We start from the raw sequence: 13,794 nt of genomic DNA on the forward strand, positions 1-13,794 counted from the left end.
TGGAAATCGGCGTTATTTCTTGGCCGCTGGTTTGGCGGCAGGGGCCGACGATTCCGATGCGGTCAGTTCGCTGCGCAGCTTGGCAACACTCTTCTCACCAAAGCCCTTGACCTCCTTCAAGTCATCGACCGACTTGAACGGTCCGTTCTTGCTGCGGTAGTCGACAATCGCCTTGGCCTTGCCAGGGCCGATGCCTTTCACCGAATCCAGCTCATCGACGGTGGCGGTATTGATATTGACGGCGGCCAGGGCAAAGCCAATACCGGCAAAAAACATCAGGATCACAGACAGGATACGTTGCATCGGATCTTCCTCCAGGTTGATTACGGTTTTGCCACATTCAAAAAATTCGGCCCCGCCAGTTTCCTGGCAGGGCCGAATTATTCTAATTGAATATGACAAATAAATTCAACGTGGAGTTTCCGGCAATCAGGCTCCGAATACGACCCGCCCGCCGACCAGCGTCGCCTTGACCTTGCCGGTCATCGGGTAGCCAAGCCACGGCGAATTCTTGCCGCGGCTCTTCAGGGCCTCGGGCGTCAGTTGCCAGGTGGCCTCGGGGTCGAAGATGCAGACATCGGCCGGCGCGCCAACTGCCAGCTGGCCGGTGGCCAGGCCAAGCACCTGGGCCGGGGCGGCGGTGATCCGGGCCAAGGCCTGGGCCAGATCGACGCCCGCCGCTTCGGCCCATTTCAGGGTCAGCGGCAGCAGGACTTCGAGTCCGGTGGCCCCCGGTTTAGCTTCGCCGAAGGGCAACAGCTTGTCGTCGGCACCTACCGGAGTATGGTCGGAGCAGATGGCGGCCAGCCCTGAGGCGGCGGCCGCCGACAGCGCCTGACGGTCATTCTGGGCACGCAGCGGCGGGCTGAAGCGGGCATGCGGATTGAAGAAGCCGATATCGTTTTCGGTCAGCAGCAGGTGGTGCACGCCAATATCAAAGCTCACCGGCAAGCCCTCGGCCTTGGCTTGGGCGACAAGCGCCACGCCGGCCGCCGACGAAAGCCGGGTCAGGTGAACCCGGCAGCCGGTATCGCGCACCAGCTGGACGATGGTGGCGATGGCAATGGTTTCCGCCGCGACTGGAATGCCGGCCAGCCCGAGGCGGCTGGCGACTTCGCCTTCGTGCGCGATGCCATTGCGCGCCAGCCAGTAGTCCTGCGGCTGCAGCCACACCGCGAAATCGAAGGTGGCGGCGTATTCCATGGCCCGAAGCAGGGCCTCGGTATCGATCACCGGCGCATTGGCTTGCGAGAAGGCGACACAGCCGGCTTTCTTCAGGCCGGCCAGCTCGGCCAGGCGCTCGCCCTTGAGGCCGAGCGTCAGCGCGCCGAGCGGCAGGACGCGCGCCTTGCCGATTTCGGTACCGCGGTGCACCAGGCGGTCGGCCAGTTCCGGTTCGTCGAGCGGCGGGTCGGCGTCGGGCGGCACGACGACGGTGGTCACCCCGCCGGCGACGGCTGCGGCCAGTTCGGCTTCGATGCTGTTCAGCCGGGCGCCAAGGTCGATCAGCCCGGGACAGACGACACAGCCGGCGGCGTCGATGGTTTGGTCGGCGGCGAAGCCGGCCGGCGTGCCACCCAGCCCGACGACCTTGCCATCGGCAATGAACAACGAAGCGCTGCGGTCGACGCCGTTTTTCGGGTCAATTAGACGGCCATTCTTGATTTCGATCTGCATTTCAGTTCCCCGCAACGATGCTCATCACCGCCATCCGGACGGCAATGCCGAAGGTGACCTGGGGCAGGATCACGGCCTGCGCTCCGTCGGCCACCGCCGAGTGGATTTCGACACCGCGATTCATCGGCCCGGGGTGCATCACGATGGCATCCGGCTTGGCCAGCGCCAGCTTCTGCGGGGTCAGGCCGTAATGGCGGAAGTATTCGCTGGCCGAGGGCAACAGGGCCCCGGTCATCCGCTCGTTTTGCAGGCGCAGCATGATGATCACGTCGCAATCCTTGAGCCCTTCGTTCATGTCGTGGAAAACATGCACGCCCAGTTTGTCGAGATGCTTGGGCAGCAGCGTTTCCGGCCCGATGGCACGGACCTCGGGGACGCCCAGCGAGGTCAGGGCGTGAATATCGGAGCGAGCGACGCGCGAATGCAGGATATCGCCAACGATGGCCACACGCAGTTGCGTGAAATCCTTCTTGTAGTGGCGGATCGTGTACATGTCGAGCAGGCCCTGCGTCGGATGGGCGTGGCGTCCGTCGCCGGCATTGACGACATGCACGTCGTCCCGGCCGATGCGCTGCAGATGCTCGGCAATCAGGTAAGGCGCGCCGCTCGAAGCGTGGCGCACGACGAACAGGTTGGCGTGCATGGCGCACAGGTTGTCGATGGTATCGAGCAGTGTCTCGCCCTTGCTGGCCGACGACTTGTTGATGTCGAGATTGATCACGTCGGCCGACAGGCGCTTGGCGGCGATCTCAAACGTCGTGCGGGTGCGCGTCGAATTTTCGAAGAACAGGTTGAAGATGCTCTTGCCGCGCAGCAGAGGCACCTTCTTGACCTCGCGCGCCGAGACTTCCATGAAGGAGGCGGCGGTGTCGAGTATCTGCATCAGTATCCGGGTCGGCAAGCCCTCGATCGAGAGCAGGTGGGACAGCTCGCCGTCCTTGTTCAACTGCGGGTTATGCATGTTCCAGCCTCCAGGCGAGTTGACCGTTGTCCTGTTTGCCCAGCACCAGGTTCTGACCATCCTGCAACTCGACATCCCAGACGCAGTAGGTCGCGCCAATCGGCAGCTCGCGCTCGCCGCGATCAGCCAGCACGGCCATCGCCACCGAGGCCGGACGGCCGTAGTCAAACAGTTCGTTGAGCGCGGCACGGGTCGTCCGACCGGTATAGAGCACGTCATCGACCAGGATCAGGTGGCGCCCTTCGACATCGAAGGGAATGACTGTCGGCTTGACCTGGGGATGCAGGCCTTTTTCGGCAAAGTCGTCGCGATAGAAGGAGACGTCGATCAAGCCGATTTCTTCCGGCAGGCCGAGGAGTTCCTTCAAGCGTTCGGCGATCCAGGCGCCGCCGCTGTAAATACCGATCAGCGCCGGCTGGCGATGGAGATGCGGACGAATCAGGTCGGCCAGTTGGCGACACTGGGCCTCGGCATCAGGCAGGGGGTTAGGCAGGGGTGACATGGTGCGGGCTTTCGAACCAGGTTTGAAGAATGAGTTGGGCGGCGACGGCATCGAGCAGCGGCTTGGCCGATCGGCTGTTGCGGCCGGTTTCGCGCAATCGGGATTCGGCATCGACCGAGGTCAGCCGCTCGTCGGCAAAACCGATCGGCAGTTTGAAGCGGCGTTCGAGACGTTCGGCGAATTTTTGTGCCCGGCGGGTCATCTCGTGCGGAGTCCCGTCGGTGTGCGAAGGCAAACCCACCACCAATTGCACCGGCTGCCATTCGGCAACCAGCTTGCCGATGGCGGCAAAGCGGTCATCGTTCGACTCGGCATGGATCACCGTCAGCGGATGGGCGTTGCGCAGCAGGGTTTCGCCGGTGGCAACGCCGATGCGCTTTTCACCGAAGTCAAAGGCGAGGACTGTGCCCTCAGGCATGTCCGGCAGTATCGGAAAGCTGCGAAAAGCTGATGCCGAGTTTTTGCATTGCGGCCGGCAGGCGCTCTTCCGGCGGCATGTCGAACAGGATTTCGGACTTGGCCGGCACGGTCAGCCAGGAATTTTGGGCCAGCTCATCCTCGAGCTGACCGGCCTCCCAGCCCGCGTAGCCGAGCGTGACGATGATCTCGGACGGCAGACCGGCGCTGCCGACCGAGGTCAGCACGTCACGCGAACTGGTCAGGCCGACCTCGCTATTCACCGCCAGCGTCGATTGCCATTGCCCGATCGGGCGATGCAGCACGAAGCCGCGGTCGAGTTGCACCGGGCCACCAAAATAGACCGGCAATTTGGCCAGTCCTTCGGCATCAAGCTTGATCTCGATTTTTTCCAGCAAACCGGCCAGATTCATGTCGAGCGGCCGGTTGACGATAATCCCCAGCGCGCCGTTCTCGTTGTGTTCGCAGATATAAACGAGGGCGTTGGAAAAATACGGGTCTTCCAGAGTCGGCATGGCGATCAGGAAGTTATCGGTGAGGTTGACGCTATCCATGCTGGAATTTTAATCGCCGGCGCGGTACAAACCAACCATGAATAACGAAAAAGCCCTCGTCTGGTTCCGCCGCGACCTGCGCGACAACGACCATGCCGCCCTGAGTGCGGCACTTGCCGATGGGCAGGAGGTGTATTGCGCCTTTGTGTTCGACAGCGAAATTCTCGATGCACTGCCTTCAAAACACGATCGCCGCGTCCATTTCATCCGCGAATCACTGCTTGAGCTCGACGCCGCACTGCGTGCCAAGGGGGGCGGACTGATCGTTCGCCATGGCCGGGCCACCGAGGAAATTCCCGGGCTCGCCCGCCAGCTCGGCGTGACAACCGTGTTCGCCAACCGCGATTACGAGCCGGCCGCCAAACGACGCGATGCCGAGGTCGCAACCAGGCTCGCGGCATCCGGCATCGCATTTGTGCACATGAAAGACCAGGCCATCTTCGATGGTCACGAAGTACTGACCCAGGCCGGCAAGCCGTTCTCGGTATTCACGCCTTACAAAAATGCCTGGCTGAAACGCCTGACCGCCGCCGACTGCGCCAGCTGGCCCGATCAAGGACGCTACGCCGGCAGGGAACTGGCAGGCGTCCCCCGTCTTGACGAGATCGGTTTCGAGGCGACCGACCTCCCCGAACTGGGCATCCGTCCCGGCATGTCCGGCGCCCGAGCATTGTGGGAAGAGTTCGCTGCCGGCCGCATCCAGCGCTACGGCGCGCTGCGCGATTTCCCGGCCATCAAGGGCGTCTCCTACCTCTCGGTACATCTCCGCTTCGGCACCCTCTCGATCCGCGAACTGGTCCGCACCGCCCTGGCGAGCGGCGCCGATACCTGGCTCAGCGAACTGATCTGGCGCGACTTCTATTTCATGATCCTCGACCACTTTCCGCACGTGGTCGGCCACGCCTTCAAGCCGGACTACGATGCCATTCAATGGGAAAGCTGGCCGGCCGGCTACGCCGCCTGGTGTCAGGGACGCACCGGCTACCCGCTGGTCGACGCCGCGATGCGCCAACTGAACCACTGCGGCTGGATGCACAACCGGCTACGCATGGTCGTCGCCTCGTTCCTGACCAAGGATCTCGGCCTCGACTGGCGGCTCGGCGAGAAATACTTTGCCGAGCAGCTCAACGACTTCGACCTGTCGGCCAACAATGGCGGCTGGCAGTGGGCATCGTCGAGTGGCTGTGACGCCCAGCCGTATTTCCGTATCTTCAACCCGGTAACCCAATCGGAGAAATTCGACCCGGAAGGCAGCTTTATCCGGCGCTACGTGCCGGAACTGGCCAAGCTTGCCAACAAATATATCCACGCGCCCTGGCAAATGGAACGCGGCGAACAGGAAGCACTGGGTGTGGTGATCGGCCGGGACTACCCGGCACCGCTCGTCGACCATGGCCGGGCCAGGGAAAAAACCCTGGCCCGTTACGCCGTGGTCAAAAAGGCTGTCTAAACGCCGGGCTTGACCTTGACGAAGCTGGCGACTAGGGCGAGCAACGCGTCCTCGTCGTAAGGCTTGCCGAGGTAATGGTTGGCGCCGATTTCGAAGGCATAGTTGCGATGCTTGTCGGCGGTCCGCGAGGTGATCATGATCACCGGCAGCGACTTCAGGCGCTCGTCGGCGCGGAGGTTGCGGACGAAGTCGAAACCGTCCATGCGCGGCATTTCGATGTCGGACAGAATCACGTCGGGCATCACGTCGAGCAATTGTTCCAGCGCATCGACGCCATCCTTGGCCAACACCACCTGATAACCTTCGCGGGCAAGCAGGCGGCTGGTGATCTTGCGCACGGTCAATGAGTCATCGACCACCATTACCGTCGGCAGCTTGGCACCGCGCGGCGCGACTGGCGCCAGCGGCGCCGGAATCGGACTCGCCCCCGCGACAGCCGGCAGGCGGCTGGCCAGAGCAACCGGATTGAGGATCAGCACGACCTGGCCATCGCCCAGTACCGTTGCCCCGGCAATGCCGACCACCCGGGCGAGTTGGGCGCCAATGTTCTTGACGACGACTTCCTGGTTGCCCTTCAGTTCATCGACCTGCACCGCGACGCGCTGGCTTCCCGAACGCAGCAGCAGCACCCAGTAGCGGCGACGGGCTTCCGGCACGGCGCTGGCATCGCCAAGCAAATTGGGCAGAAAATGGAAGGGATAGTGGTTGCCCAGCCATTCCGCTTCGCCCTTTTCGCGCAAGGCGAGGAGCGGCTTTTCCTTCATCTCCATTACCTGCTCGATCATCGTCGACGGCACGGCATAAAGCTGCGTGCCGACGCGGACCAGCAAGGTCTGCGTCACCGCCAGCGTGAGCGGCAGATAGAGGCGGAAGGTCGTGCCCTTGCCCGGCTGCGAAACAATTTCGATACGGCCGCCAACGGCCGCGACTTCGGTTTTCACGACATCCATGCCGACGCCACGCCCGGATACCTGGGTCAGCTCGGAGGCCGTCGAGAAGCCGGGCTGGAAAATGAAATCGTACAGCGTCGCTTCATCGACGCTCTGCCCCGGCTGGAGCAGGCCCATCGCTTCGGCCCGCGAACGGATGCGCTCGAGATTGAGGCCCTTGCCGTCATCCGTCATGCTCAGGATGATTTCATTGCCTTCCTGGGTCAGGGCCAGGGTTATTTCGCCGACTTCCCCCTTGCCGGCCGCAAGGCGCTCCTCACGGGTTTCGATGCCGTGGGTGACAGCATTGCGCAGCATGTGTTCGATCGGCGCCAGCATCTTGTCGAGAACCGAACGGTCGACTTCGACCTGCCCGCCGAGGACGTCGAGATTGGCCCGTTTGCCGACATCCTTGGCGGTCTGCCGGACGATGCGGTAAAGACGCTCGGCCTGGCTGGCAAACGGAATCATCCGCACGCCCATCAGTTCCTGCTGCAAGCCACGGTTCAGGCGCGACTGGGCGAGAATCGCCGCATTGGCATCATCGAGATTCTTCAACAGGTTTTGCTGGACTGTCGCCACGTCGTTGACCGACTCGGCCATGAAGCGGGTGAGTTCCTGGAACCGGGTAAAGCGGTCGAGTTCGAGCGGATCGAATTCGGCCTCGCCATCGGGCGACTGGGCAACGCGCGCCTGAATCTGGCCTTCGGCCTGGATTTCGATTTCGCGCAACTGGCGACGCAGCCGAATGACGTTTTCCGTCAAATCGAGCAGCGAAGTCTTCAGGCTGCGCATTTCGCCCTCGATCCGGGTGCGCGCAATCGACAGCTCGCCGGCTTCGTTGACCAGCCGGTCGATCAGGTCGGCACGAACGCGCAGCGTTGCCCGCTGACCACCCGCTTCGCCTTCCGGTTCGCTCTCCGCCACGACAGGCACGGCCACCGGCACGGTTACCGCCGTTACGCCATCCGTATCGACCGCCGTGGCAATCTCTTCGGCAACCTCCTCGGCCTGCGGTCCGGCGCGCAGTCGCTCGACCGCCTGGGCCAGCGTATCGCAACCGCTCTCAAGCTCGTCGATAAAGGCATCGGTTGCCGGTCCGGCCCGCATCGCCTGGTCAACCCGCGATTCGAGCAGGTGAGTCACTTCGCCGAGGTTCATCGCCCCGGCCATCCGGGCATTTCCCTTGAAGGTATGCAACAGCCGGGCAATCGCATGAGGTGCCGCGTCCCCGGCCGGTTCGGCGCGCCAGGCGCGGGACTGGGCCGTCAGGTCACGGAGCTGATCGGCAGCCTCTTCGAGGAAGATCGGCAGCAATTGCTCGTCGAGCTCATCGGTGAGTTGCGGCAAGGGCGGCGGTGATACTGTGGGCAGCGGCTCGGCAGGGGCAGCGGCGGGCTCGGGCTGCTCTGGCTGCTCGACAATTTCATCGCCGAGCGATTCGACCACCGGCTCGGCGACGAGCGGCGCATGAAATACGTCTTCAAGAGCGACGATCAACTGCGGCTGCTCGGTCGGCTCCTGCTGACTGGCCAGCCCGGCAAACATGCTTTCCAGCGTGATAATCGCCTGGCGGACGGTCTCCAGGCCTTCGATACTATCCGGGTGCGCCGAACCATCACGGCGGAGCAGCGCATGTTCCAGGGCGATCGCCAGATGATTGAGCGGCATCAAGCCGACCGTCGCGGCGATGCCACCCAGCGTGTGGGCCGCGCGGGTCATCTCGAAAGTCGTCGGGCCGCCCGGGTTGGCGTCGAGCATGGCGTAGCTATCGACCAAGGTCTGCAAATGGCCGCGCGCTTCTTCGCAAAAAATATCGTAAAGCGTTGGCGAGGCGGTCACCGTCGGCGGCAGTTGTTCAACCTCCGGCGTCGGCTCCGGCAATTGCTCTGGTTCGTCCGGCACCAGCAGATCTTCCAGCGCTTCGCTGGTCGCCCGCAAGTGCGTCTTGTCGGCGAGCGGGGTCACCGCAATGCCTTCCGGATACTCCGGCAAGACGTCCTCGAGCATCGGCAGGTCGAGCACGATGGACGGCGCCTCGTCGGCCGACTCGGGAACCGGCAACTCGATCATCTCGCCGACCGGCGAGGTTTCTTCTGGTGGTGCTTCGAGTACCGGCGCGACGACGGGCAGCGCAGCCGGCACATCAGGCGGCGCTTCAACACCCCGCAAGCGGGCGGCCAGGGCAACCAGTGCGTGGGTATCAGGCGCCAGCCCGTCACCGGATTCAAGATGCTCGACCCAGACCGAGAACAGCGTGTGCGCATCATCGATCATGCGCATCAGCTCGGGCGTCACCGATTGATCCTGGCGCAGCCAGAGATTCAGGGTTTGTTCCAGCTCCCAGGCCGTCTCGCCCAGATCGTTCAGGCCGACCATGCGGCCGCTGCCTTTCAGCGTATGGGCAGAGCGCCGGATATTGGTCAGCGCATCGACATTGTGCGGATCGTCGGCGAGCAGCGCCCCCATCTCGGCCATGCTGGCCAGCACCTCACCAGCCTCTTCAAGGAAGATGGCGAGCAGTTCGGCATCGATTTCCTCGTGGCTGGACTCGGCCAGTTGCAGCGTTTGCACGGATGGCTGCGGCGCTGCGGAGATTTGCGGCTTAAGTCCGGACAGTGCGGCATCAACCGCAGCATCGGCAACCCCGCCGGAAGCCAGCGCTTCGAGCGCCGCCTTGGCCGTTTCGCCGAGTTCGTGGTTGGCCACCAGATCGGCATCCTGCTGGATCGATTGCAGGTTGTGCTTGAGTTCATCCTGCAGGCGGCTGTCTTGCGGCGTTTCCTTGAGCGCTTCGACCAGGGCGTGGGTATCGCGCGCCTGCTGGGCGAGCTGAGCCTCGACCGTCGGCGCGGGCGGCGCTTCCGTTTCGTTCTCTTCGCTGGCTGTCTTTTCGCCCTTCATCCGCCGGACAAAAGCCTCGAAATCGGTCTCGCCATGCTGCAGCGCGTCAACGAAGAAGCCAAGCATCGACAGCTGGTTGGCCACCGTTTCGAAATCGCTACCGTCCGGCTGGTATTCCGGCTGAGCAAATTGCCGGACGCGGGCACTGCATTCATTGAGGCTGTTGACCGCACCAAAGTGGCCAAGCATGGCCAGCGCCCCGCCGATTTGCTTGAGCGGGCCGTCGAGCAGCGCGAGATCATGGCCTTTGGCCGGATCGCGGAAGAAGGCATCGAGCGCCTGCTCGATCTGCGCCAGATTGTTCTGGATTTCGCGTCCGACCTGACCGATCAACAGCTTTTCCTGAGCCCGCCGGGTCATTTCATCGAGCAACGGAATGGCCTCGTCAGCCGCCGCCGGTTTCCCGGCAATGCAGGCGTACAGGCGGGCAATCATCAGGTCGACCTGCTGGGCAAAGTCGGTACCGAGGCGCTTGAACCCTTCCTGAGCGTTCTGCAACAGCAGGATCGTCGTGGCGACTTCCATCGCCACCATGTCGTTATAGCGCGTAGTGTCTTCAGCCAGCCAGCTGGCGACGGCACCCAGACCCTGACCGAGCCGCTTGAGATCGGTCTGGCCGATTTCCTCGGTGACCTGGGCGCAGTTGCGGGCATTATCGGCAAAACCATTCAGGCTGCCGGCGTTACCGGTACAGAACTTGTTCCACAACTCTTCGGTGGCGACCAGCACCTCGCGCAACTTGCGCAAGGCCGTCTCCTGCGGTTGCGGCGCGTGCGCCACGGCTTCCGGCATCAGCGCCGGCAAGGCAAAAGTAGACTGGACCTCGGCGATCAACGGCGCCAGATCGGCGGGCGCTTGCGCAATATAGTAAAGCGCCTCGCGCATCACCCGTTCGGCGACATTGCTCGAACCATTGAGCAAGCGGCGAATCTGGGCATCGATCCGCGAACACAGATAGCGGACAGCGCTATCCTTGCCCAGAACCGGATCAGCCAGGGCGTCGAGAAAGGCCAGCGCGACCCACCAGAAGGCGCGCGCCCCCTGCGTATCCTGGAGCGACTCGATCCCAGCCAGGGCATCGCGCATCATCTGCCGGCCATGCTCGCTTTCCGCCGGATTTGTCAGCAAGCGGAGCAAACCCTTCTGGTAGTCCATGCGTGCCGTCTTGAGCGTCTGCTTCATCTGCTCGGGCGTCAGTAGCGGTGGCGCTGCCCGGCGGGGCGGACGCAGTGACAGGTCGGGATAAAACAGATCGGCCGCATGGCTGAGCGGCATGCCGCGCGCCGCAGCCAGCGCCTGATAGACCGGCAGCAAGCGCAAAGGCTGATTTGGCTCACCGACCATCAGGTCGTCGAGATACTGGCGCATCGCCGCCAATGCCTGACGCAGGGCAGCAATTCCCGAGGCATCGGGGACCAGACGCCCCTCCTCGAACATCGCCAGAAGTGCTTCAAGCGACTCGGCGACCTGGGTGACGCCATCCAGCCCGACAATCGAGAGCGCGCCATAAACCTGGTGCACATGGGTGCGGCAAAACTTGAGCTGGGTGACGTCACCGCTCGCTTCAAACTGGCCAAGCACCTCCTCGGCCCGCTGGAGCGCCAGATCGATTTCACCCTTGACCCAGGTGAGCGGGCCCAAATCAAATTCCGTTGCCGCGTTCATGGTCTCTCGCTATGCCTATCAATCCACCTTGAAGCCGGCAACCGAACCCTTCAGTTCGGAAGCCAGAGCGGTCAGTTCGTCGACCGCCTGGGCCGTGCGCTGGGTACCCGCCGTAGCCTGTTCGGTTACGTGCAGAATGTCCTGCATCAGGCGCGCCACACTGGTCGCCGAATCCGCCTGACTTTGGGTCGAGGTGGAAATATCCTGAATCAGGTCGGCCAGATTGCGCGACACATCGCCGATCTCGGACAGCGCCTGCCCGGCGGCATCGGAAAGCTTGGCGCCTTCGACCACGCCCTGAGTCGATTGCTCCATGGCGGAAACCGCATCCTGGGTATCGGTCTGAATCGTTTTCACAATGGCCGCAATCTGCTTGGTCGCCTCGGCCGAACGTTCAGCCAGGCGCTGCACTTCTTCGGCAACCACGGTAAAACCGCGCCCGGCATCGCCGGCCGACGCGGCCTGGATGGCGGCGTTCAAGGCCAGCACGTTGGTCTGCTCGGTAATGTCGGAAATCAGTTCGACGATTTCGCCGATTTCCTGCGAGCTTTCGCCGAGACGCTTGATTCGCTTCGAGGTTTCCTGAATCTGGTTGCGAATTTCGTTCATACCCTTGATCGAATCCTGCACCGCCAGCGTACCTTTTTCGGCGGCGGTCAGCGATTGCCGGGCAACCTGGGCTGACTGCATCGCGTTGCCCGACACTTCGCTCATCGAGCGCGCCATGTCGAGAGCCGACTGACCGGCTTCCTGAATTTCGCTGGACTGACGCTCGGCCGCATCGAGCAGCTCGGCCGAAGTCTGCCGGGCGATTTCGGTCGCCGCCGTGACGCGATTCGCCGCGTCATTGATCCGGCCGACCAGCACGCGAAGTTCTTCAATCGTGTAGTTGATCGAGTCAGCGATCGCCCCGGTAATGTTTTCACTGACCGTTGCCGTCACCGTCAGGTCGCCGTCGGCAAGGTCGCCCAACTCGTTCATCAGACGCAAAATGGCATCCTGATTCTCGCGGTTGACCTGCTCCGAAGCATGGCGCTGCAACTCGGCTTCCAGACCCCGACGCTTGGTATCCTCAAGATAGATCTTGGCCAGCAAGGCGAGCGTGCCCAGCGCGACAACGGTCATCACGATCAACAGCACGATGTACAGGCCGCGCTCGGACAAGGTGCCCTGATAAGCCAGCACCAGGTCATCCGTCGCCTTGAGCATGTCCTCGCTCTCACGGAAAATCCGTGAGCCGGCCTGTTTGGAAAGGACCAGCGGCTGCATGTTGCCGAGAATGCTGGCAATGGCTTCCTGATACTGATTGAAGGCACCATCGAGAGTGTTCAGCTTCTCGCGGCTCTCGGCGTCGTTGTTGCCGGAAAGACGCAGCGACTCGCTCCCTTTGGCCAGGCCATGCAGGATGTCACGGAAGGCGTTGGTGTCCTTGCCAAGCAGGAAGGCGACTTCCGGACTGATTTCGTCGCCGACGCGCAGGGCCGATGCATTCTTCGCAATCCGCTGGGTCAGCATCACCAACTGGTTGGCCGCGGCAATTTCACGCGACGAGCCCCCGGCCTGCAACTTGAGCGCTGCAACCTGTTCGGTCAATTCGAGCATCTCGGCATTCTTGTTGTCGATGATCGCCACGCTGTTGCCCAGTGCGACAAGGTTCTTTTCCTGACCGATCACGGTCATTGCATCCTTGTCGGCCCCTGCCCAGCGCTGGCTCAACGCGTCGAGTTGCGGCCGGACCGCTTCGGGCGAGGCCGGGACGCTGACGCCGCTGATTTCACCACCGGACGTCAGTCGGTCGAGCAGTTGGGCAAAAGTGTCGCGCGACTCCTTCAACTGGGCAAAGGCCACCGTGTTGCCCTGCAAGGCGAGCAAGGAGGCCTTGGCCAGGCGCTGCGAAAGCATCCGCATTTCACCCGAGGCGGCGATGTATGCCGTACCGTGCGTCGACTCGCGATTGTCGTGATAGACAAGACTGGCGATCAGCAGCAACAGCACGACGAAAATTGCCCCGAGGGTTTTCATCTGCTGAATGACCGGTTGCTTGGCCAGGAAGCCGGGCAACGGCGTTTTTCCTGAGACGCCTGGCTCGCCAGGAAGATCGGCTGAAACCGTCAACTGCGCAGATGTGCCGCTTTTGGCAAGCGCGCCGAGTTTCGGGAGTTTGAAACTGAAAGCCATGGAGATCCTCCGCTTGGGGCCTGGGGCTTCACGCCCTCGATCAAACCCCGATATTCATGAAATCGTGATCGGCAAGCAGTTCGCGTACCGAAAGTTTTCGCCAGATTTTGCCTTGCGTATCTGCGAAACGCTGCGCCCCCCACACAGGCACCGAACCATCCGGCACTTCCGGCGAAAAATCTTCCGGATTCTTCAAGCCCAACATGCGCGACACCAGCAATGCCGCGTTGGCGCCGTACTTGGCGCCGACCAGCAGCAGGCGGGCGTTGGCATTTTGCGGCGTCGCCACCCCGCCGCGAAACACTGAAAAATCGGTCACGGCATGCAGATTGCCGCGAATATTGGCAATTCCGGCAAACCACGGCCGGGTCAGCGGCACCGGGGCGAGTCGCGGCGCCTGAACGATTTCGCCGCTATCGGAAAGATCAACGAGCCATGGCTCGTTGCCAACCTCGATACCGAGCCAGGACGATGCGCCACGGCCTTGCGCCGCCGTGGTCAGGCGGGCAGCGAGGTATTCCTGAAAATCGCGAAGACTGGTTTTTCGTGCCATCTGG

General features: G+C 62.7%; 10 protein-coding genes. 1 reads left to right on the top strand and 9 read right to left on the bottom strand.

Translation table 11 applies throughout. From position 1 onward, the window contains the following. Positions 1-12: 12 nt before the first annotated feature. The 6 genes from KI611_RS20660 to KI611_RS20685 all read right to left on the bottom strand — a co-directional run bounded on the left by KI611_RS20660 (position 13) and on the right by KI611_RS20685 (position 4,111). Positions 13-303 carry a ComEA family DNA-binding protein gene (locus KI611_RS20660; RefSeq protein WP_226417527.1) on the bottom strand — a complete coding sequence of 97 codons (291 nt, stop codon included), beginning with the start codon at positions 301-303 and terminating at the stop codon, positions 13-15. A gap of 126 nt (positions 304-429) precedes the next feature. After that, positions 430-1,677, bottom strand: a complete 1,248-nt coding sequence (locus KI611_RS20665; RefSeq protein ID WP_226417528.1) for a dihydroorotase — start codon at positions 1,675-1,677, stop codon at positions 430-432. Position 1,678: 1 nt separating this feature from the next. Continuing rightward, a complete protein-coding gene (locus KI611_RS20670) occupies positions 1,679-2,638 on the bottom strand; it encodes an aspartate carbamoyltransferase catalytic subunit (RefSeq protein WP_226417529.1) in 960 nt (319 codons plus the stop codon). Next, positions 2,631-3,140: a bifunctional pyr operon transcriptional regulator/uracil phosphoribosyltransferase PyrR gene (gene pyrR / locus KI611_RS20675; protein ID WP_226417530.1), complete on the bottom strand. Its 510-nt coding sequence runs from the start codon at positions 3,138-3,140 to the stop codon at positions 2,631-2,633. Before pyrR ends, KI611_RS20670 begins: the two co-directional genes overlap by 8 nt. Next, complete coding sequence (ruvX, locus tag KI611_RS20680; RefSeq protein ID WP_226417531.1) at positions 3,124-3,558, bottom strand: Holliday junction resolvase RuvX; 435 nt, start codon at positions 3,556-3,558, stop codon at positions 3,124-3,126. Before ruvX ends, pyrR begins: the two co-directional genes overlap by 17 nt. After that, complete coding sequence (locus KI611_RS20685; RefSeq protein ID WP_226417532.1) at positions 3,551-4,111, bottom strand: YqgE/AlgH family protein; 561 nt, start codon at positions 4,109-4,111, stop codon at positions 3,551-3,553. Before KI611_RS20685 ends, ruvX begins: the two co-directional genes overlap by 8 nt. Positions 4,112-4,148: 37 nt before the next feature. Here KI611_RS20685 and KI611_RS20690 point away from each other — a divergent pair, with 37 nt between their 5' ends. Beyond that, on the top strand, positions 4,149-5,561 hold the full coding sequence (locus KI611_RS20690) for a cryptochrome/photolyase family protein (protein WP_226417533.1): 1,413 nt from the start codon (positions 4,149-4,151) through the stop codon (positions 5,559-5,561). On the opposite strand, the gene KI611_RS20695 is transcribed toward KI611_RS20690, so the two are convergent. Genes KI611_RS20695 through KI611_RS20705 form a run of 3 tightly spaced genes read right to left on the bottom strand, consistent with a single transcriptional unit; the run spans position 5,558 to position 13,790 of the window. After that, a complete protein-coding gene (locus KI611_RS20695; protein ID WP_226417534.1) occupies positions 5,558-11,035 on the bottom strand; it encodes an Hpt domain-containing protein in 5,478 nt (1,825 codons plus the stop codon). The genes KI611_RS20690 and KI611_RS20695 overlap by 4 nt on opposite strands. Positions 11,036-11,077: 42 nt before the next feature. After that, entirely contained in the window at positions 11,078-13,237 is a 2,160-nt protein-coding gene (locus KI611_RS20700; RefSeq protein ID WP_226417535.1) for a methyl-accepting chemotaxis protein, read from the bottom strand. Positions 13,238-13,277: 40 nt separating this feature from the next. Then, the gene (locus tag KI611_RS20705; RefSeq protein WP_226417536.1) at positions 13,278-13,790 is read right to left on the bottom strand and encodes a chemotaxis protein CheW; all 513 of its coding nucleotides are present in this window, start codon (positions 13,788-13,790) and stop codon (positions 13,278-13,280) included. Between the last annotated feature and the right edge of the window lie 4 nt (positions 13,791-13,794).

This window comes from Dechloromonas denitrificans, from assembly GCF_020510685.1.
Classification (GTDB): domain Bacteria; phylum Pseudomonadota; class Gammaproteobacteria; order Burkholderiales; family Rhodocyclaceae; genus Azonexus; species Azonexus denitrificans_A.

What these genes read in the sequence shown, in the direction of transcription:
- KI611_RS20660 (WP_226417527.1), bottom strand. Translation starts at nt 303, where the DNA reads ATGCAACGTATCCTGTCTGTGATCCTGATGTTTTTTGCCGGTATTGGC.
- KI611_RS20665 (WP_226417528.1), bottom strand. Translation starts at nt 1,677, where the DNA reads ATGCAGATCGAAATCAAGAATGGCCGTCTAATTGACCCGAAAAACGGC.
- KI611_RS20670 (WP_226417529.1), bottom strand. Translation starts at nt 2,638, where the DNA reads ATGCATAACCCGCAGTTGAACAAGGACGGCGAGCTGTCCCACCTGCTC.
- pyrR (WP_226417530.1), bottom strand. Translation starts at nt 3,140, where the DNA reads ATGTCACCCCTGCCTAACCCCCTGCCTGATGCCGAGGCCCAGTGTCGC.
- ruvX (WP_226417531.1), bottom strand. Translation starts at nt 3,558, where the DNA reads ATGCCTGAGGGCACAGTCCTCGCCTTTGACTTCGGTGAAAAGCGCATC.
- KI611_RS20685 (WP_226417532.1), bottom strand. Translation starts at nt 4,111, where the DNA reads ATGGATAGCGTCAACCTCACCGATAACTTCCTGATCGCCATGCCGACT.
- KI611_RS20690 (WP_226417533.1), top strand. Translation starts at nt 4,149, where the DNA reads ATGAATAACGAAAAAGCCCTCGTCTGGTTCCGCCGCGACCTGCGCGAC.
- KI611_RS20700 (WP_226417535.1), bottom strand. Translation starts at nt 13,237, where the DNA reads ATGGCTTTCAGTTTCAAACTCCCGAAACTCGGCGCGCTTGCCAAAAGC.
- KI611_RS20705 (WP_226417536.1), bottom strand. Translation starts at nt 13,790, where the DNA reads ATGGCACGAAAAACCAGTCTTCGCGATTTTCAGGAATACCTCGCTGCC.